Annotated in this window: 7 protein-coding genes; all 7 read right to left on the bottom strand. The window is 31.7% G+C overall.

Going from position 1 to position 22,096, the window contains the following annotated elements; translation table 11 throughout:
• Positions 1 to 7 precede the first annotated feature (7 nt).
• The gene (locus BM305_RS06440; protein WP_177214582.1) at positions 8 to 6,367 is read right to left on the bottom strand and encodes a type I polyketide synthase; all 6,360 of its coding nucleotides are present in this window, start codon (positions 6,365 to 6,367) and stop codon (positions 8 to 10) included.
• A 34-nt stretch (positions 6,368 to 6,401) separates the two neighbouring features.
• Positions 6,402 to 8,666 carry an ACP S-malonyltransferase gene (gene fabD, locus BM305_RS06435; RefSeq protein ID WP_092559877.1) on the bottom strand — a complete coding sequence of 755 codons (2,265 nt, stop codon included), beginning with the start codon at positions 8,664 to 8,666 and terminating at the stop codon, positions 6,402 to 6,404.
• Between the two features lie 18 nt (positions 8,667 to 8,684).
• Positions 8,685 to 9,446, bottom strand: a complete 762-nt coding sequence (locus tag BM305_RS06430; protein WP_092559876.1) for a metallophosphoesterase — start codon at positions 9,444 to 9,446, stop codon at positions 8,685 to 8,687.
• Between the two features lie 24 nt (positions 9,447 to 9,470).
• A complete protein-coding gene (locus tag BM305_RS06425; protein ID WP_092559875.1) occupies positions 9,471 to 15,932 on the bottom strand; it encodes a non-ribosomal peptide synthetase in 6,462 nt (2,153 codons plus the stop codon).
• A gap of 52 nt (positions 15,933 to 15,984) precedes the next feature.
• The gene (locus tag BM305_RS06420; RefSeq protein ID WP_092559874.1) at positions 15,985 to 17,361 is read right to left on the bottom strand and encodes an MATE family efflux transporter; all 1,377 of its coding nucleotides are present in this window, start codon (positions 17,359 to 17,361) and stop codon (positions 15,985 to 15,987) included.
• Positions 17,362 to 17,396: 35 nt separating this feature from the next.
• Positions 17,397 to 20,462, bottom strand: a complete 3,066-nt coding sequence (locus BM305_RS06415; RefSeq protein WP_177214581.1) for an amino acid adenylation domain-containing protein — start codon at positions 20,460 to 20,462, stop codon at positions 17,397 to 17,399.
• 187 nt (positions 20,463 to 20,649) lie between these two features.
• Positions 20,650 to 21,747, bottom strand: coding sequence for a 4Fe-4S dicluster domain-containing protein (locus BM305_RS06410; protein ID WP_092559872.1), 1,098 nt, complete (start codon positions 21,745 to 21,747; stop codon positions 20,650 to 20,652).
• Positions 21,748 to 22,096 lie beyond the last annotated feature (349 nt).

Below are 22,096 nucleotides of genomic sequence, written 5' to 3'. Positions count from 1 at the left end.
TCCTCTCTTAATTTACCCTTTTGAACCCAAAGAAATCAGAAAATGGATTTAATTCACTTTGAATATTACTACTCTCTTTTCTAATAATTTCTGTTTCTTCATCTATCCAAAATCTTTTTCGATTAAATGTAATTTTTTCTCCTAAACTTTGCATAGTAGCAATATTCTGTTTCGGAATACCTTCGTTACTTACAATAATATGGGCATTGTCTCCACCTAGTCCAAACCCACTAATACCAGCCCTTAATACATTATTTCTTTCGTTCCAGGCAACCTGATTATGCACAATATATAAAGAGGAGTCCTCAAATGCAAACCTTGTATTAGGATTATCACAATTTATGGTTGCTGGTAATTGACTGTTAATAATTGAAAGTAATACTTTAATTATACTTGCTGCACCAGACGCACTTAATAAATGTCCAATATTACTTTTTACACTTCCTACCCCACAAAAATGTTTTTCATCTGTATAAGATTTAAAGACTGTATTCAGTCCCTTTAGTTCTATTGGATCTCCTATTAAAGTTCCTGTTCCATGCGTTTCAACATAACTAATTGTTGTCGGATCTATTTTTGCATTCTTAATAGCCTTTTGAATTAATTCTCTCTGCTGTTCTGGACTTGGTGTGGTAATTCCCATAGTGTTTCCATCATTATTAAGTGCTGAACCATCAATAACTCCATATATTTTATTATTGTCATCTATTGCCCTATTCAGTTCCTTTAAAATTAATACACCGCAGCCTTCTCCAATGCCTATTCCGTTGGCATTTGCATCGAAAGTCTTACACCGCCCATCAGGAGACAAGATTTTTGCAGCACTTAGCAATTCGTAAATTGATTCTTCTAAAATTTCTACTCCACCAGCAAACGCCATATCAGATTCACCACTTAAAATACTTTGAGCAGCTAAATGAATAGCTGTCAGCGAACTTGAACAAGCTGTATCAATAACCATATTGGGACCCTTTAAATTAAGAAAATGAGATAAATGTGTTGCAATAAAATTCTGACCAATTCCAACAATTGTATCGCTGGTATCCTGCTTTATCTTATTATGAAATGTACTTACTCTTGCCCCACAAAATACACCTATATCCTGACCCCATACCTGCTTTTTGCTATATCCTGCATCCGCTAATGCTTCTACACTCACTTCAAGCCATTGACGCTGCAATGGATCCATATTTTTTGCCAAAGATTCTTTTACCTTAAAGTATTCCGCATCAAAATATTCTATATCCTTCAAAAAACCTCCCCATTTACTTATAATATTCCCCTTCTTAAATTCATTTGGATAATACCGTTTTTCCCAGTCAAATCGTTCTTTGGGAATGATGCAAATACTGTCTTTTTTACTAACCAGGTTACTCCAGTACGTCTGTATATCTGGTGCATCTGGGAAATGGCATGCCATTCCAATTACTGCAACCTTTTTGTTACATCTTGAACTGCTTTTCACAATAGCAGACTCCTCTTTTGGCATGATGACCTGCTTTTCTATTTTTTTACCCAAGCTATCTTCATAATTAGTAGATAGGTAGTCTGCCAATTCCTTTATTGTGCGGTACTCAAAAAATACATCGGGAGCAAGCTTTATTCCTTGTAATTCTCGATCAAATCTTTTAATTATCTGTTGTAAAAAAATAGAGTCAATACCCATATTTTCAAACATTTCATTCACATCAATATCTTCTTTTTCAACTCCTAATTCTTCTGCAATAATATTACAAATCAGCTTTTCTAAGTCACCATCTGTTTCCTGTTTTACTTGATTTTTTTTATTACACGACGTTAATGCCGTTTTGATTTTATCTGGATAGGTTTCTAGTAAAAACTCCGATAACTGTCGAATGTTGGGGTATTCTAAGATTACAGCTGGATCAATTGCAATTCCTTCCAAAGAATTTTCCATTCTCTTTACAATTTGGGCTAGTATAATAGAATCAACACCAAGTTCCTGAAACATAATATCATAATCTATATCTTGTGCTTCTAAGCTAAGTTCCTCCATAAATATTTTTGATATAAAACTGCTTAGTTCATTAACTAGAACATTATCTGCCATATGAAGCGCCTCCCTGTTTAACAGTTTTTTTAATTTCCATTTATCAAAGTTTACATATGCCGGCATAATAACAGGCGTTTCTAAATTACTTATTTTTTGAGAAATTATTTTATCTAACAGATACAAGCCCTCATTATTGGTATGACTTAATAAGCCAGTTTCCAAATAAGCCTTATTTTTCACCTCTCCCATACCAGACATGCTCCAACTCGGCCACTGAATACTAACTACTGCACATTTTTTATAATGACTACAAGCAAAGTAATCCAAATAAGTATTTGCCATTGCATAATCACTCTGACCAGATGATAAAGAGGGAATTGCTGCTGATACCGAAGAATACAGTACAAAAAACTGCAAAGGTTCATCCTTTAATACCTGAAATAAGTTTTCTGTACCTTGAACCTTTGGATTCAATACTAATTGAATTTCATCTACATTTTTTCTGATAAATGCAGGATTTCTTTCGTCTGTTATCCCAGCACAATGAATAACTCCTCCAATAAAACCAAACTGTTTTTTTACCTCTTCTAGACTAGTTCTCAGCGCCCTATTATCAGTAAGCTCTGTTGCCAAGGTTATTACTTGTGCTCCCAATTGTTCAAGCTCTTTTATAGCAGCAATCTTTTTTCCTATTGGTGTATTCCCATATAGACTCCATTGGTTTTTAGGTGGTATTTCTTCTCTACCAGTTAAAACAAACTTTTGAACTCCATAATTTTTAGCAAAATGAATTGCAGCCAAATACCCAATTCCTCTTGTTCCACCAGTTATCCATAGCGCATGTTCTCTATTAAAATGTAATCGTTGTTCATTTTTTAATGATATTTCATTAAAATAGGATTGAAATCTTTCTTTATTTCTATAACAAACTTGGCAAACCCTTGAGTCATTAAAATATTCTTTTATAATTAATGGTGCCATTTCCTTAGCTAAGTCATTTTCCGCAAAGTCTACATGGCATGATGAGGTACCTTTGTATTCGTTTTGAATCATTCTAAATAAGCCAGCATGAATTGCACCTGCCATATTTATTTTACTGTTTTGAAAAATTTCCAATCCTTTTGAAATGCATAAAAATCTCATCTCTTTTCTTTTTATTACAGCTGTATTCAAAGCAGCCTGTATTACAGCAATCCATTTCTTTTCCTCTATTAATGTAGTACCACATCCAGTTACATCAATAATTCCCTCTCCCAAATTATCGGAAAGATTCTGAACTCCTACAAACTCATTATTACTATATAAAATAATATGACTCAACTTCATTTGTTTTTGTATTAACTTTGCAAGTTCCAACGTATCCTCTGTTGCAACTATAATAACTGATTCTTTTCTATTTACATTTTGATAATATGGTTTCTTTTCCCACTCTTTATGTACAAAAACAGGCTCCCTTTCTATGTTCTTACCAAGTTCTATGGTACAATTAGAATTTTCTTGCAATAAATCATTACTATTCACATTACAAATAGATTGATTTTCAGCCCAAAACTTTTTTTGCTCAAATGAATAAACTGGTAAACTGACCTTTTTGTAATCAGTTTTTCGATAATATACATCCCATTTTATACTTTGACCCGTTAACCACAGCTGAACACAACACTTGTCTATTTCATAACGCAGGCTATGATCCAACCTAATTTTTACTGACTTATAATTTCTTGTTAAACTAACGTTTTCTTCCTGTTCTTCTACAACAAACTCAATGTTTAATAGGTCATTTTGGATTGGTGTAAAATCCTCTTTAAGTACTTTTATTAACCAATCCTCAAAATTTTCCCATACTTTTTCCTTTTTACTAAATTTGAAAAGATATTTGTAGTCTTCTCTTTCTGATAAAATATTCTTTTCAAATCCTCGTTTATCAAGACAAGTCTTTACAATTTTCTCATAATCCTCTTGTTTACCGAATAAAAGTGTGATTAGTTCCAATCTACTTAGTTTATGTGAATTAAGTAAATGTATTAAATCATTAAATTTCTCATTATCTATCATATAATCTTCACTAATATTCCACTTCTTATTAAGCTTAATTAAAGAGCTTGCAATTATTAGCACAAACAGAAACTTCTTTTCCTGGATATTGTCTTCATTCCAATATGAGCTATGGCTATTATAAATTATTTCTTTAATGCTGCTTCCATACACGTCTATAACATCATTCCATTCATCTGCATACTTTCGAAATGTAAATTGATTCTCATAAAGCAGCTTTGCTTTACATGAATAGTGCAGAAATGCTTCATCCGGCAGCTCTGCTTTATGTAATAAATCATGCAAATAAGAAGCATTGAAACAGAATGGTTTTATCAGATTCTGATTAATAGGATCATAAAATGTCATGTTCCCACATACCGGCTTTAGTTGTGACAGCTTAATTTGATCTAGCAAATAGCATAATATTTGATTTACAGAAAGAATCTCACTTAATGCTAAACTGATCCATACTCCTGTACCTTCACCAGTAGTCTGATCCATTCGGACTCCAAGCTCTTTTAAACCAGAAATAACACTATACTGCAAAATAAAATTATTTAAGTTTACATATATTTCTTTCCATGTTCCATTATAAAAATCTTTTCTTCTTTTATAATTTGTGCTTATTTCTTCTGTCATTTTTAAAATCATTTCAAGCCTATTAAATACCTGATGTTCCTTAAATAAGCTGCTATTCACAGAAAAAGAAGTTAACTTGATATTTCTTGCTATAAACATGCACTCTAAATCTGCGTCATCCGATATAGGAGTGTTATCATGTCGTTCTAGCATATTACTAATATCTTCAATAGTTGAAACCATACCGCCAACTCTATACTTAAAATTTTCTCGACCAAGCAATTGAGTCATACAGATATCTTTTAAGGCAAGACTCTCAACTCCGTTGTTCTTTATAAATTTTAACCATTTATCTTTTATTTTCTCTAAACTGTTTTCCGTTTTGGCAGATAATATAAATGGATATTCATTGATAAGTTCTGTTTTCTCATCCATAGTTTTAGCAACATACTCTTGTATAACAAGATGACTGTTTGATCCACCTAATCCAATAGCTGTTATACCAGCTAATCTTGCTTTCTCTTCACATTTCCAGTCTTTTGTATCTGTTGAAATAAAAAATGATGATTCATCAAATTCAATCATAGGGTTTAACATTTTGAAATTAATTAATGGCGGAATCTTTTTATATTTAAACATTAAGAGAACCTTAATAATACTGGCCATGCCTGCAGCATTTAAAAGATGTCCTATATTCGTCTTTACAGACCCTAATTCACAGTATTGCTTTTTCTCCGTATCTTCTCTAAACACCTGCTTTAGCGCTTCTATCTCAATTGGATCTCCTAAAGAAGTTCCCGTTCCATGTGTTTCTATATATGTCACATCTTCAACAGAACATTGAGCATCCTGATAAGCCTTTCTTATTACACTCTTTTGTATCTCTACACTTGGAGATGTAATTGTGTTAGCATGTCCTCCATGCCCTACAGCACAACCTTTAATTACACCATAAATATGGTTATTATCTCTGATTGCATCATCAAGCCTTTGAAGAAGTAAAACTCCAACCCCCTCGCCCATAACAAATCCATTTGCATCCTTGTCGAAAGTTTTACATCTTCCATCTCCACTTAACATTCTATTTTTTGACCATATAATATACTTTAATGGCTCAATACATATATTTATAGATTCAACTAATGCATAATCCGAATCCTTATTAATTAAGCTCCTTTGAGCATCATACGTCGCAATGAGGGCTCCTGAGCACCCTGTATCTATTACTTTACTGTCACCCTTTAAGTCAAAAAAATAAGATATTCTGTTTGAAAGCATAAAAGGGTAATTTCCATTTCCCGTAAAGACTCCAACATTCTCTTTGTTTAGAAGGTCAAAATAGGAATTTAAGTTTAATGCGGATACATAAACTGAAGTAATATTTTTTTGTAAACACTTTAAAGATATTCCAGAATCCTCAATGCATTTCCATGTATTTTCCAGTAATATTCTTTGTTGTGGATCCATCTCATTTGCTTCTTTTGGTGATATGTTAAAAAAGTTATTGTCAAACATTTGAATGTCATCTAAATGTCCCATCCATTTACTAATGCTTTTATTGTCATCATAATTTTCAGAATAGAACTGGTTATTATTCCATCGCTTAATTTCTTCTATACAATCTTTTCCCTTTATAATGTTATCCCAAAATTCATTATAATCTTTAGCTTTTGGGAACTGACATGCCATTCCAACAATAGCAATATCAGTTCCTCTACCTCTATTATTTTTGCGCACAGCCATTTTCCCCACTTATATTTTTTATTCTTAATTAGTTCATTAACATTTTAAGCCTTTCCACAAGCTGCTCAGATGCTTCATCCATAATTTTTATTGCAATTTGATCTACATGCCGGTTACGCCAGTCCTCTAATTCTGTACCTCTTACCCATTGATTAAAGGCTCCTAATGCTGGTCCACAGTGTACCTGAAAATCTATTTTTCCTTCTGCTTCTCCTTCCATTGCAAGTCTAGTACTGTTTGAAAAGTACCATTTAAATATTAGAGCCATTTTTTTCTTGGGACTATCCTCAATTTTTTGTATTTCTTCTTGTGAAAGATTTCTTATCATTTCTTGATAAACTTCTTTAAAACTTTTTTTAAAATATCTCTTTTCAATCATTTGCTTAGTATCTTCGTCAAGGTCATCTATAGAATTATTATGTCTATATAATTCATACAACGTATTTCCTCTTGCGGGGAAAAATACACCTTTTTTTAATACTTGCACTTTAGCACCAATTTCAAACATATCTCCAGCTATTGTGTAATCCGTATCCTGAACGTTAATATCTTGCAAAAGACTTTTTACCAATTCACTTGTATTGCTTTCTACTGTACATTGATTAATTGAGCCAGTAACTATATAATCTGCTCCCATAGCAAAAGCTGCTACAGCAGAAATTGGCGTTCCAATTCCTCCAGCCAGGCCAATTCTAACGTCTTTTTCATATCCAAATTGTTTCTTTAACCGGTCTCGCGTTGCAACCATAGCTGGAAACAGCACACAAGTAATTCCTTGATCTGTATGTCCACCCGAATCACCCTCAACAGTAATATCATCGGCAACAGGAATTTTTCCAGCTAATAATGCTTCTTCTGATGTTATGTCTCCCTGTTCAACAAGTTTATCTAACAATTTATCAGGAGCAGGACTTAAAAACATTTCTGCTACTTCTGGCCGAGACATTTTTGCAATAATTTTATGTTCTGAAACCACATTTCCTAATACGTCTTTTTTCAATCCCTTGGCACGATACTTAACTAAACTTTTTGTCATTTTAATAAAACCAGATGCCTCAATAACTTTAATATGATATTTCAAAAATAAATCAATGATTGCGACTTCTTTCTCTTCATTATCTAGACGTTGTAAAAAATTCATTCCGAATAACTGATTACTTGACAACTGACTCTGTATTTTCTGAATTGCCTGTTCTACCTGCTTGTACCCCAAGCCTCCTGAACCAAATATACCAAGCATGCCCGCTTTAGCCATTTTTACGACCATTTGTTCCGAAGAAATTCCTCTATACATTCCTCCAGCAATATATGCATACTTTAAATTATAATCTTTCTTAAACTTATCACTGCCTAACTTCTCTGATACTGTTGCTTTTTTACTCCCAATTATTTGATTTTCTCCAGCCTCTTGTTTAGCCTGTAATGCATATTCAGGGTGGCTGGCATATTCCCTCCTAATTCGCTTTGTCATTCCAACTAATGCATTGCCTGGTCCTATTTGTTCAATTTCTATATCAGAATTCTGATTCATCAAATAAATCATACTCTTGTTCCATTGAACCGAACTTTTTATCTGATTAATTAAATTATTTTTTACTTCTCCATTTTTATAAAGCTCACCACTCACATTAGAGATAACTGGTATCTCTAGATTATTTATTTTAGCTTCCTGTATAAAATTTTTAAACTCTTCGCTTGCATCTTCCATATATCTAGAATGAAATGCACCACTTACTTTTAATTTTATATAAGAAATTCCAGGAACCTGTTCAAAAATGCTTTTTGATGCATCAATATCGTTTTCATATCCTGATATAACTGTTTGAAGTTCTGTATTACAATTTGCTATATCTATCCTATCCAAATTATTTTTTACCAATATTTCATTAACTCTATCCTTTGTTACTCCAATGATTGCAGCCATGCCTCCACCAATTGCTTTTTGCATTAATTCTGCCCTTTTTTTTACTAGCCTTAATCCAGTTTCAAAATCAAATGCACCTGCTGCAAGTAATGCATTATACTCACCCAGACTATGGCCTGCTACATAATCTGGTTTTTGCACTGCATCCTTTATTTTTTTATAGTAATATAGTGCATTAACCACATACATTGCTGGCTGAGTATATTGTGTCTGATTAAGGACATTATTCTTATCCTCTAAACACAGTTCTTTTATAGAATAGCCTAAGACTCTGTCTGCTATTTCGGTGACTTTAGGAAATTCATCAAATAGCTCCTTTCCCATTCCTACAGTTTGTGAGCCTTGTCCTGGAAAAACGTACGCTTTCATTTTATTACCACCTTTCTCTTATGCAATTTCATCAATACACATTATTTTTTTTAATGTAAATAAAGTTTCAATTGGATATCCAAATGAATTATTAATATAATTTACTCCTTCAATAGTCGTATTTTCTGCAATATGAACATGACCGTAAATATGCTTAATCGATTCTATCCTTTTTATATACTGGTTAATATATGTACTTCCCATTACTGGAACTAGTAATGAAAGATTTTTTAATTTATTTGTAGGCAATAGCCTGGTGTCAGGTACAAAATGTGAAAATGAAATAATTCGGTTGTTTGTATTAAAAATCATTTTTTCATTCAATTCACAGCAATACTGATTTAAATCTTGAATTTGATTATAATTTTTCAAATTGCATGCTATAAAATCCCTCCAGATTGTATATAACTCTTTACTTGGCATGCCAAACGAAAAGTCATACCACGACATAATTGGAACAATTGAAAAACCATCAAAGTCCTTTGCTTCCATATGTACTCCCGTTTTTCTTACAACACTGTTCAGGATGTTCCATTTTTTAATTACAGTATTTATTTTTTGGTTCTCTAACCATAAATCATGATTTCCAGGAACAAAAAATACTTCATGAAATACCTTTTTTAAAAAAACAAATACTTCCTCAATTAAATTTATTTTAGAGGATATATCTCCTGAAATAATTAAGATATCTTTACTAAAATTATAATTTACTAATTTTTTAATCCACATTCGATTAGAAATATAATCCACATGAATATCAGATACAACAAATATCTTCATTTTCCACCTATCTAAACTAGTATTTTACAGCATAAAATCATCATTATCAAACTCCGCTTCCATGCAAACTGCATTTTCATCAAATTGCTGAGCTATTGTATCAATAAAACAAATATCATCTATTTTAATCTGCTCATTATTTATTACTTGGCTGCACACTCCAACATAGTTTACTAAAATTCTCTCAATACGATGACTATTGTATAAATTAGCCTTGTATACCAAATTCATTCTTAACCCATCTTGCATCTCATTAACATAAAAGGTCAGATCATATTTTGGAAGAATTTCATAATCTGAATTTGGGATTACCTTTATTTTATCAAAGGTTAATTCACCATAACTATCAAATGGTAAATAGTTAAAAAATAACGAAAACAAATTTGTTTGAGCAAATTCCTTATTTTGTTTTATTTTAGAATATAACTCGTCATAAGGATAATCTTGATTATCTAGAGCCTCAAATACTATGTCCTTCATAAGCATTATGTATTCTTCAAATGTACTACAAGTATCCATGTTTGATCGTATGATAATTACATTTAAGAATAACCCAATTAACTTCTCCAGATCTTGATTTTTCCTATTCTCAATAGGTATACCAATACTCAGATCCTTTTGTCCAATTTCCTTACTAATTACAATATTTAAAATGGAGATATAAAAAACAAAGTTAGTTATTTTTTTCTTAATACAATATTTTTGAATATTCTTTGCTAATTCAGTATCTAGATATTGAATTTTGTTACCAGCTAGTATCTCTGAATTTGTATATACATTATCTACAGGAAGTTCTGTATATTTAAAATTCTCCAGCTTTTTTAGCCAATACTTTTCTTGACTCTTAGCCATATCTGATTTTAGTAAATTATTATGCCAAAATGAAAATTCACTATACTGAATCCGTAATTCAGGCAACCTTATCCCCTGATATAATTGCATTAATTCATTAATTAATATACTCATGGAATATCCATCTATAATGATATGATGAAAATCAAGTAACATGGTATACTTTTGCTCACTGTGTTTAAGCAATTTTATACGCATTAATGGTAATTCAGCAAGATTAAAGGGCTGAATAAAATCCTCTAAATACTTTTTTATTTCTGTTTCTTTTGCTTCTATAGAATCTATTTTTAATTGTAAGAAATCGTGAACTTTTTGAACTGGCTCATCTGAAATAAATCTAAATGTTGTTCTTAAAATCTCATGCCTCTGAATTAATTGATTAAAAGCATGTTCCAATTCGCTCACGTTAAGTTCTCCTGCAAGAGATAGTACAACTGGCATATTATACCGAATACCTAGGTCTTCTATCTTGCTTAAAATTAAAATTCTCTTTTGCGCTGATGATACCGGGTAAAACATTGTTTTAGATAAGGTTTCAATAACATTATGACTATTTTTTTCTGCTTTGCTAATATAACAAGAAATTTCTCTAATGGTAGGATGTCTAAATATTTCTTTTAATGGAATTTCTACACCCAATTCCTGATTTAACTTAGATGCAAGTGTTACCGCACTTAAAGAATTTCCATTTTGCTCAAAAAAGTTACCATTTACATTAATTTGTTCTCCCCCTAGTACATTGCACCATATCTCACCAACTTTTTGCTCTAAGTCATTTTTTGGCCCACAGTATTCTGCACTATTATTACTTTTTACCTCAGGTTCTGGTAATAATTTTCTGTCAACTTTTCCATGACTATTTAATGGAATTTTATCTAACTGAACAAAATAGGATGGTATCATATAATCAGGTAATTCTTGCGCTAAGTACTCTCTAATTTCTGTTTCTTCTACTTGATAGGTACACACAATGTAAGCACACAAATAGCTAAGTCCCTGTTCATTTTTTTTCACAATAACGCATGCATCTTTAATAGAACTATGCTTCACCAGCTGGGTCTCAATACCACCAACTTCTACCCTGAATCCCCTGATTTTAACCTGATGATCCAGCCTGCCCATAAAATAAATTTCACCATTAGGCAGCCATCTCGCTAAATCCCCTGTCTTATACATTCTGCTGCCAGGACAAAATGGATCATCAATAAACCGCTCTTTTGTCAATTCCCTATTATTTATATATCCGCGTCCTACCGAATCACCTGCAATATATAATTCTCCTGGTATTCCAATTCCTTTATGTTTCATTTTTTCATCTAAAATATATATTTTAGTATTGACTATCGGGTTTCCTATAGACGGTATTAATTGAATATCCTCCTTATGCAATGTTTTTGTTGTAACTACATGAGTTTCTGAAGGTCCATAGTGGTTATGCAGATAAATATCCCGATTTTCTAAACTACTAATAAACTCTTTTGATATGATGAGCTGTTCTCCTGCTGTTACAATATGCTTTATGCATAAAGGGATTTCCGAACAATATTTTTTATCACTCATAATAAGCTTTAAGAATGCTGTTGGTAAAAATACTGTTTCTATCTTGTTATCATTTATAAAATCAAATAGTATTTTGACATCCTTTTTACTATCTTCGTCAATAATATATAGTTCCCCTCCTTTTAATAGTGTGGAGAAAATCTCCTGATAGCAGACATCAAAGCTCATTGTTGTAAATTGCAGGCTTTTGCCGCCAAAATTAATGTTTGTATTATTAAACTCAAACTGAATAAGGTTTACTATATTTTTATGTTCAATCATTGCGCCCTTTGGCTTTCCTGTAGTTCCAGAAGTATAAATAGTATAAAGCAAATTTGATCCATCTGTTATGTTCTCTACTGGCGAATCGTCTTCCTCAAAGATATCTTTGCATTCCAAGTCTATTTCTTTAATTAGAAAGTTTTTTTCAAAATGATATTTTAAAATAAACTGTGCATTACAGTCTTTAAGCATATAATTTAAGTTTTCTTGTGGATATGTATAGTTTAGCGGTACAAATGATGCACCTGCCTTTATAATTCCCAGTACACCTATTATAATCTCTGGTGAACGTTCACCAATAATCCCAACTCGGCTTTCCTTTTCAATTCCCAGCTTTCTCAAGTATCGGGCAAGTGAGTTTGATTTCTTATCTAATTCTTCATAAGTAACCGTTCTGTTGTTATATAGTACTGCCTTATTTTTAGGTGCCTTTATAGCTTGTTTTTGGAATAGAGAATTAATTGTTTCATTAAAGTCAATTTTATACTCTGTATGATTAAATTGATTAATTGTCCTTATTTCATCTTCATTTACCATAGCTACATCCGCTAAAAGAAGGTAAGGGTTTTCTGTTATGCTGTTTAAAATATTTATATAATGAGTAAACAATCTTTCTATTGTAGCTAATTGAAACAATTGGGTACAATACTCTATCTCCACATGAATTTCACTAACCCTATCTGTTACTTCAATTGTAATATCAAATAATGAAGTTTTTCTATCAAGTGAATAAGGGATGATTGTAAAATCCTTTGTTGTTATCAGCTCATTATTTACATCTTGTACAATAAACATAGTGTCGAACAGAGGATTTTTGCTCAACTCTCTAGCAATATTTAATTTTTCAACTAACATATCAAATTGATATTCTTGATTTTCATACGCTTTGAAAGCATTCTCCTTTACTTCCTGTAAAAATTCAGAAAACGTTTTGTTTTGGGAAGGTGCATTTTTCATTGCTAAGGTATTCACAAACATTCCCATTACATTTTGAATTTCTGTATTTGTTCTTCCAGCAATCGGGGTTCCAACTATGATTTCACTTTGATTTGTATATTTGAAAAGAAGTACATTGTATGCCGCCAGTAAAACCATATACAACGTTGACTTTTTGTCTATAACAAGTTGATGTATTTTCTTAGATAAATGATTTTCTATTACAAAACTAGCTCTGCTTCCTTCAACACTTTGTAAAGATGGTCTTGGGAAATCTGTAGGCAGATTTAATGCTTCTGGTTCTTCTGAGAATTGTTTTAGCCAATATGACTCTTGTAATTTCATTTCTTCAGACTTTAGTCTTTCGTTCTGCCAAACAGCATATTCCTTATATTGTAACTCAAGAGGCAGTAACTTCTCTTGATAATACAACTTTAACAATTCACTTCTAAAAATACCCATTGATGTACCATCTGAAATAATATGATGCATATCAATAAATAATATTTTTTTATCTTCATTTAAATCTATTAAGACAGCTCTAATAAGTGGCCCTTGACTTAGTACAAATGGCAGAACCAGGTCGCTCAACAAATAAGACACATCTTTCTCATCAGCACTAACAAGGTTTAATGTAAAATTCATAAAAGGATGAACTACCTGAACCAGCTCACCATTCTTCATCTCAAATGTGGTCCTTAATATTTCATGTCTGTCTATCATAGACTGAAATGCTTTTTCCAATCTATTTTTATCTATTTTTCCCTGGACTAGCATTGCATATGGAAGGTTATAATTTGTATTATTACTCTCCAACTGACTCAACATATAAATACGCTTCTGAGAAGATGAAAGCGTATAACTATCTTGTTGAGCTATCTTCTTTATTTCGTGATAACTGCATTTTGTATTATTTTCTATCATTAATGCTATATCTTTTAATGTTTTTGCCCTCAACGCATCATCCAGAGATATATTTACATTATTTTCCTTGTAAATTCTTGCACACAAAATTGAAGTTTTTAATGAATTAAAACCGTTTTCTAAAAGCCCTTCCTTGATATTAATAGTAGTGCTTGTTACTATTTCTTTGCACATTTCAATAAGCTGCTGCTCCATAGGTGTAATAGATTCATTGAAACAGGTTGCCTGTACACTATCCGAACATATATGATTTTTCATTTCTCCAAGCACTGATTCAAAATTATTATCTTCATACATTCTAACAAGCTTATATTTTTGTATTTTTCCTGATGCTGTTCGCGGAAACATATCCATAGGAACTACATTTGCAATTTCTAATCCCATCTGCCTGCTTAAATACTTTTTCATTCCCTCTGCCATTATAGTGAATGCTTCTATGTTCTGTTTTGTTTGTATGAATATAATAATATCATCTGTTCCAATTTCTCTATTATACACACCACATGCAGCAACTGTACCTGGGTGTATTAATCCAGATTTTTCTGCCACATCTTCAATATCATGAGGATAATAATTCTTACCGTTGACAAAAATAATATCTTTTGCTCTTCCAGTAATAAATAATTCTCCATCTCGTACAAAGCCAACGTCACCTGTCTTAAACCACCCCTCAGCTGAATAGGCATTCTTAGTTTCTTCTGGCTGCTTGTAATACTCATTAAAAATGTTAACTCCTCTAACCCAGATATTCCCTATAATATCTTCACCTAATTCAAAGCCCTCGTCATTATATATTTTAACCATACAATTGGTAACCTGGGTACCTACGCTTACAAAAGTCACCTTCTTACTGCTATTTTCTATATTATTTAAATCAATTTCCTCTACGTGTTGTCCAATAATCACGCTGTCTCTATCTAAATTAACATAAGTAAAACCCCGTTTTATATCAGATACCGTAATAATAGATGCTGATTCAGACATTCCATAGGACGGTGTCATAACACAAGATTTCATTCCATACTTCTCTAGCATCTTCAGAAAAATATCACAGGTTTCTTTTGCAACAGGTTCACCACCATTAATAATAAATTTTACACTTGAAAGATCCCAGTCTTGTGCATATTGTTCTTTGAATAAAGATACAAAATAATTTAGAGCAAAATTTGGGGCAAATAACATTGTGGCTTTATACTCACTTGTCTTTTTCATCCATAACATTGGATTTTTCAAAAAAAGTTCTGTAGGCATAACATAAAGCGGTACATTAAAATATATAGGATAAATATGTGTTGCAATTAGTCCCATTGTATGACTTAACGGAAGCCACGTAAGCATTACATCGTCAGGATTTCTGTCTGCTCTGGATTCCATTGCCAATACACCCGAAATAATCATTTCATGCGTTAGAACTACACCCTTTGGCATCCCTGTTGAGCCTGAAGAAAATTGAATCATTGCCACATCCTGTGCCTCTGCTTGATATATTTCACATGATTCATTATTTAGAACAATATCATCCATTAATATAATAATGTCATTAATACTCTGAAAGCGCTTATCTTGTAAATTCTCTTGAAGCGTTCCTTGTAACCCTGTTAATACCATCTGAGTTGTAAGTATATGGGGATGGGTTAATGTTTTTAAAATATTAGTTACTTTACTTTGCTGCTCTTCTCCAACTCCTACAGGTAATGGAATAGGAATAATTCCTCCTAATATACTTGCCCAAAATGCTCTTACCATGGACTCATTATCAGCAAGTTGAAATACTAGTTCATCCCCAGGCTTTATACCTTTCAATTGAAGTTCATGCAAAAGTTCTTTAGCTTCCTTATATAGCTCTTTGATAGAAGCTCTCTTCTCTTCTAGTTCTCCATTTATGTAAGTAATAATTCCTTTATCTTCCGCAGCCTTATTTATAAAAAGAGCAATTAAATTACTTGTTTTCATAATTTTCCTCCGTACATTTGTTAACTACCGTTTTCCCTCACAATAATATTTCTTACTGTACTATATTTTTACTTTTTACTGTTGTTTTCTTCCATCCGCCCCAAAAATAAAATATCATATTAATAATCAGCCCGCTGACATTACTAATTAAGATAGCAATCCAAATTCCTTTATAATTTAGTGATGTTTTTGAAGCAATTGAAGTAATAGGTATTCTAATTAACCATAATTGTACAATTGTAAAAACCATTGTCATAAAGGTCTTTCCTGCACCACTAAAAATTCCTGTAAGTATAGATGTAGCAGTTACTGCCATATATCCAAGGCTAACAATTCTCAAATAAGATGCTCCAATCTCCAATACCTCTTTATTTGGCACAAACAAAGATAGTATTTGCTCTGGTATCAAAAGAGATAACACTGTAACAAGTAATGCTGGAACTATAGATATTATAATTCCACTTCGAAACACTTCTTTTACTCTCTCTTCCTTCTTTGCCCCAATTAATTGACCTGTAATTGATGTTGTAGCTGCACTCAACGCCATAACTACCATGGTCACAATTGAGTCAATCTTTGTTGCAACACCATAGCCTGCTGTTACATCTTTTCCAAAACTGTTTACATACGACGAAACAATGCTTATACCAACTGAAAGCAACACCTGTTGCATTGCAGTTGGAAAACTAAGTTTAATTAAGTCCATCATAATCTGCTTATCTGGAATAAATTTTCTAGGGTCAAACTTAAGCAGTTTGTTTTTTCTTCCTATAAACAATAATCCGATAACAACTGCTATTGCTTGTGCAATAACTGTTGCATAGGCCGCACCATTTAATCCAAGTTTCTTAAATGGACCAATTCCACTAATTAAAAATGGATCAAGTACAATGTTCACTACAGAAGAGATAACAAGAAAAACTAAAGATGACATGGTATCCCCTATTCCCCTTAATATCGCTATGGCAAGGAAGAACATATACATAAATATAAAGCCAAACAGACAAATTCTTAAATAACCTGAAGCTAAATTAAATATATTTCCAGTTACATTTACAAATTTAAGCACAAGGTTATAACTGCACAAACCAATAACAGTTAAAATAATACTAATAATAATTGATAGAAAATACGAATTGCTTGCAACCTTTTCTACTTTGTCATACTTCTTTGCACCATAATAGCGTGCAATTAGTACTGCCGTTCCAGTTGATGCTCCAGATGCTAATGAAATTAAAATATAGATTAAAACAAAACTAACTGATGATGCTGCCACCGCATCTTTACCTAATAAATTTCCTACCCATATCATATCTACAATGTTATAGCCTGTATAAAGTATGTACCCAAACAGCAATGGTATTGCAAAAGAAATAATTTTTTTGGATATACTTCCTTCAGTTAAGTTAACTCCGTCAATTTTTTCCATTTCAAAATTCCCCTTTATTGTTTAAAAATATATTACTATTTGTTTATAAAGCCTAGCATTTCGCAATTACGTACCATTTTGTAAGCTAAATCTTCATCAAATTCGGCCCACTGCATATTTAAGTTCTTTAAGACGTAATTCGTTTTTTCTCCAAGCATATAAAATACAGTTTGCTTTTTACCTTCCAGCATTCTTGTATGCAATAGAATCTCATTAACATACGGCTTCAAATCAGGATTAGCATAAGACTTTTCTAAATTTTCAAGAAAATATTTCATCTCTGCTACTTCTACATCATACCCCCTCTTCATTAAGTATTTCCCTAATTTGACTAATCCATCATAACGATTATTAAAAATATTATAGGTTTCATTTTCTAAGTTTTTTATATTCACTAAATTAACAATTGCCTGACTAACATAATTTACATAAGAAAACTCAAAAGCACCATTCTCTATATTAGGAAATGCTTTTATTTTTACAAATGCCTTTATCAAAGCATACAGTCCACTCTCTTCAATGTTCTCTTGGAATTTTCCAGTTTCTGTGTTAAACACAAGATTTCCAACACGCATAATATTCGCCTTTAACCCTTGTTTTCGCGCATCATGAATAATTTTTTCTGCTTCAAGCTTTGTAAGGTTGTATGGTGATTCAATTACTTGTCCAAGGTCACAATCGTCTTCTGTGTATACAACAAAATCTTTGTCTTCTACTTTTCCTCTTGCAACACCAGTTGTAGATATGTGATTCAGAACTTTATTCTTTCCCGTCATTGCAAATTTAATCAATTTCTCTACGCCGCCAACATTTATCTTGTAAAACTTGCTGTAATCACCATAATGACTTACATTTGCCGCACAGTTAATAATACATTCTATGTTATCAGCCAGTTTGTTGTATTCATTCTCATTTAATCCAAAATATTGTTCTGTTAAATCTCCATTGAATACAACAATACGATTTATGTTTTGCCTATATACACACTCCTCAAAATAGAAACTAAACTTCTGTTTCAGCCTCTCATTTGCTTCTTCCAAACTCTTTCCTCTAATAATTACGTAAATACAAGCATCTGTCATCGTTAAAAGTGCATTTAGGACGTTTATACCCAAAAAACCGGTAGCCCCCATTAATATAATTTTATTATAATTATTTTTTTCTAACTTCTTATACGCCTTATACTTTTCCGCTTTTTTGCGATATTTTTCTAATTTCTCAGACATACCATTGCTTATAGTCTGTTCAAGCAAACTATTTGTGGAAATTTTATAAAGCTGCTGAAATTTTTCAGCAATACCCACTTTCTTTTTTTTGCTTCTCTTAACTATTTCACTAATTTTTCCATATTTAAATATATCATTAATACTAAATTCATATTCTTCAGATAATATAGAAAAAGCTTTAATTGCCTTTAAAGAATTTCCGCCAAGCATAAAAAAATTATCTTCAATACCAACTCTTTCAACGTCAAGAACTAATTCCCATATTTTTGCAAAGCCTTTTTCTATTTCATTGCGTGGAGCAACAAAATTTTTTGCATTAAATTCTTTTTCATTTACCTCTGGAAGTTCTCTTCTATTAATTTTCCCACTAGGCAATACGGGAAATTTGTCTACTTGCATAAAATATTTAGGTATCATAAATTCTTGAATATAACTTTTTAAAAATACCTTAAGCTCTGATGTATCGATTACCTGGTCAGCTATATAATATCCAATAAGGTATTTTTCATGTCGATCATTTTCTTTTGCTACCACCACAACATCGTTAATCTTTTCATAATTTAAGAGTGCATTTTCAATTTCACTTAGTTCAATACGAACTCCACTTATCTTAACTTGATTATCTTTTCTGCCTAATACCTCAACATTTCCATCAATTAAACACCTTCCAATATCTCCTGTTTTATAGATGATATCCTGACTATTTGAAGAAAATGGATTTTGAATAAATACTTGTCTGGTTTGTTCTTTTTCCTTATAGTAACCGGATGATATATATGGTGTTCGAATGTATATGTTCCCAATATTTCCAACTGGACACTTCACCATGTTATCATCTAAAATAAGTATTTCTGTTTGAGAAAGTGGCTTGCCAACTGGTATTATACTTCTGTTTACGTCCGAACTCTGAACGCGGTAAAACATTTTTGCGAGTGTAGTCTCAGTTGGTCCATATAAATTAACTAACTGAATACTATCTCCAAACTTCTCAATAAATTCTTTTACACAACTTCCACGAAGTATTTCTCCTGCTAAAAAAATATAATTAAGCGTTGATAATTTTTTAATGCTCTCAATATTTTGTGTCATAATACTAAACAGTGATGGCACCATATGTATTGCGGAAACTTTAGAAACCTCAATCCAATCAATCAATTTTTTAGGTTCAAGAATAATGTCCTGTGTAGGTGGAATGCAGAGTTTCCCTCCTGCACATAGTGGTACAAATATATCTCTTAGAAATGGATCGAATGATGGAGAGGTTAATTGACTCACTACAACATTTTCATTTAATTTAAACTCGTTAATTTCCCAATCTATAAAGTGTTTTAAACTTCTGCTTCTCCCTAATACTCCTTTTGGTTCTCCTGTAGATCCAGATGTAAAATATATGTATGCATACTTATTAACAGGTATATTCATTTTGTCAATGTCCATTGAAAATGAACTTAATTTTTCATTGTGTACATTTTCTATTAATTTTAATTCATCCTCAATGATTAATACTTTCACATTTTTTAATTCAGCAATTACAGCTTTCAGATTCTCTAGTAAACCACACTTTGTAACAATCCATGTTGGTTCTGATTTCTTAATTATCATTTCAATTCTTTTTTTAGGCATATTAATATCAATTGGAATAAATACGAATCCAGCCTTTAAAGTTCCAAGAATTGAAATTACCAAATCAGCTCCTTTTTCCACAAAAATTACTACATTTGCAGCAGCCTTTGAATTTTGAATGAGCTGCATTGCAATATGATTATATTTTCTTTGAACTTCTTCATATGTTAAACATTCATCACCACATTGTATGGCTATTTTATCTGAGTACATTTTCACATTATTCTCAATTGTACACATAATATTGTTCATGTACATATTCCCCACCAACCTATTTCTTTCTTTAGTTTATTCTCTCATTATTCAAGTTTAACTTGAATAACCAGCTATTCATTAACCGTTTAGTAAATCTTCATATAAAACAGCATGATACCAATGGTTGTAGTATACTTAAAATTAAATAATAATTACGAACCAAAGGATCATGCCATAACCTCTTCTATTCATTCATTTTATTCATAATCCACATTACATTCTTGCCTGCTGGACATACAAAAGAACATGCTCCACATTTCAGACACAAATCAGGAGAAAATGCTTCTTTATCCAGTTTAAGTTTCTTATCATAATGACGAACAATTTTTATTACTTTAATGCCCATTGGACAATTTCTTGAACACGCTCCACATTTTCTACATTTCGCTTCATTGTTGTATGTAATTCCAGAACCATATCCCACAAAGTTAATTGTTTCTGTTATGGTTTCTCCATTTTTCAACAAATGTGCATCCATAACACCGCCACCCAAGTAAATCTTCTTCTCCTTTTTTTCTCCTAACACCTTAGCGGCAACTTCTTCAACACTCATACCATAATCAACTCTAACAGCCTTTGCTATTCCATTCGTACAATCTGCTGCTGTTATATATCTGGTATTATTCAGATAGGTACCCTTTTGTATCTGTCCTATTGCAATTACTGTCTGAACATTCATAACAAGAATACCTTTATGTACAGGAATTTCTCCCCTGCTTAACTCAACATTTAGGACATGCTTAATAACCACTTTTTCTGCACCAACTGGATACTTATTAGGCAGTACTTTTACTTCCATGCCTGAAACTCGACCTATATTTTCAATTTTTACAGCTAAATATACCTTTCTTGCTTTTATTAATGAAGAAACTATTTTACTGCCCTCAATAATTTCATCCATTCTATTTCTTAAAAGCCATTCATCGTGTATTAATCCAGGATCACACTCTGCTCCATTTATGATTAACACTTTCTCTGATGCAGTTGATTTTATAACTTCCTCTAATTTTTTATATACTGAAAAACCATTTCCGCTCATTCCAGTAAGACCACTCTGCTTTATTCTATCTAATAAGCTTTCTTCCTTAGTGTTTATATTCTGTCCATCCTTATGTTTTTCTTCACTTAAGTCAACAAATCCACTTTCTTGAACAACCTTTCCTATAAATGCTTTTGGAAATTTGACTTTTATCCTAGAATAACTTTTTTTGCTTTGCTTTTGAATGTTCTTAATTATGCGGTTTCCCTTAACATATTTTTTGGTAATTATCGGACTGTCCACTAGAATCTTTCCCCCTCATTATACTTGTTATACAATTTTTATCATATACAATTAATATATCATATTTAATTCATTATTCAAGTTTTTTTTATAAAATTTTGGGCATAATTTATATATTTATGTTTATCATTATATTCACACGTAAATTTTTAATAAATTTTTACATCTTCATAATTTCATTTTTACATTTTTTTATTTTATTACTTAATGCTGCCATTCCCTTATATGCCTCTTTGCACCCTTTCACGTTTGTTAGTATAAATAGTAATCTCTTTCTGTTCAAATTTTTATAACTAATTCTTTGTTTAATTATATATCATATTGTAAAAAGTAATAATTAAATGGAGTC

It is taken from the genome of Anaeromicropila populeti (assembly GCF_900112775.1).
GTDB classification, from domain to species: domain Bacteria; phylum Bacillota; class Clostridia; order Lachnospirales; family Lachnospiraceae; genus Anaeromicropila_A; species Anaeromicropila_A populeti.
Note: the sequence above shows the minus strand (reverse complement) of the source record. Positions and strands in the feature narration are given on the sequence as shown.

What these genes read in the sequence shown, in the direction of transcription:
- BM305_RS06420 (WP_092559874.1), bottom strand. Translation starts at nt 17,361, where the DNA reads ATGGAAAAAATTGACGGAGTTAACTTAACTGAAGGAAGTATATCCAAA.
- fabD (WP_092559877.1), bottom strand. Translation starts at nt 8,666, where the DNA reads ATGAAAGCGTACGTTTTTCCAGGACAAGGCTCACAAACTGTAGGAATG.
- BM305_RS06430 (WP_092559876.1), bottom strand. Translation starts at nt 9,446, where the DNA reads ATGAAGATATTTGTTGTATCTGATATTCATGTGGATTATATTTCTAAT.
- BM305_RS06425 (WP_092559875.1), bottom strand. Translation starts at nt 15,932, where the DNA reads ATGAAAACAAGTAATTTAATTGCTCTTTTTATAAATAAGGCTGCGGAA.
- BM305_RS06415 (WP_177214581.1), bottom strand. Translation starts at nt 20,462, where the DNA reads ATGAACAATATTATGTGTACAATTGAGAATAATGTGAAAATGTACTCA.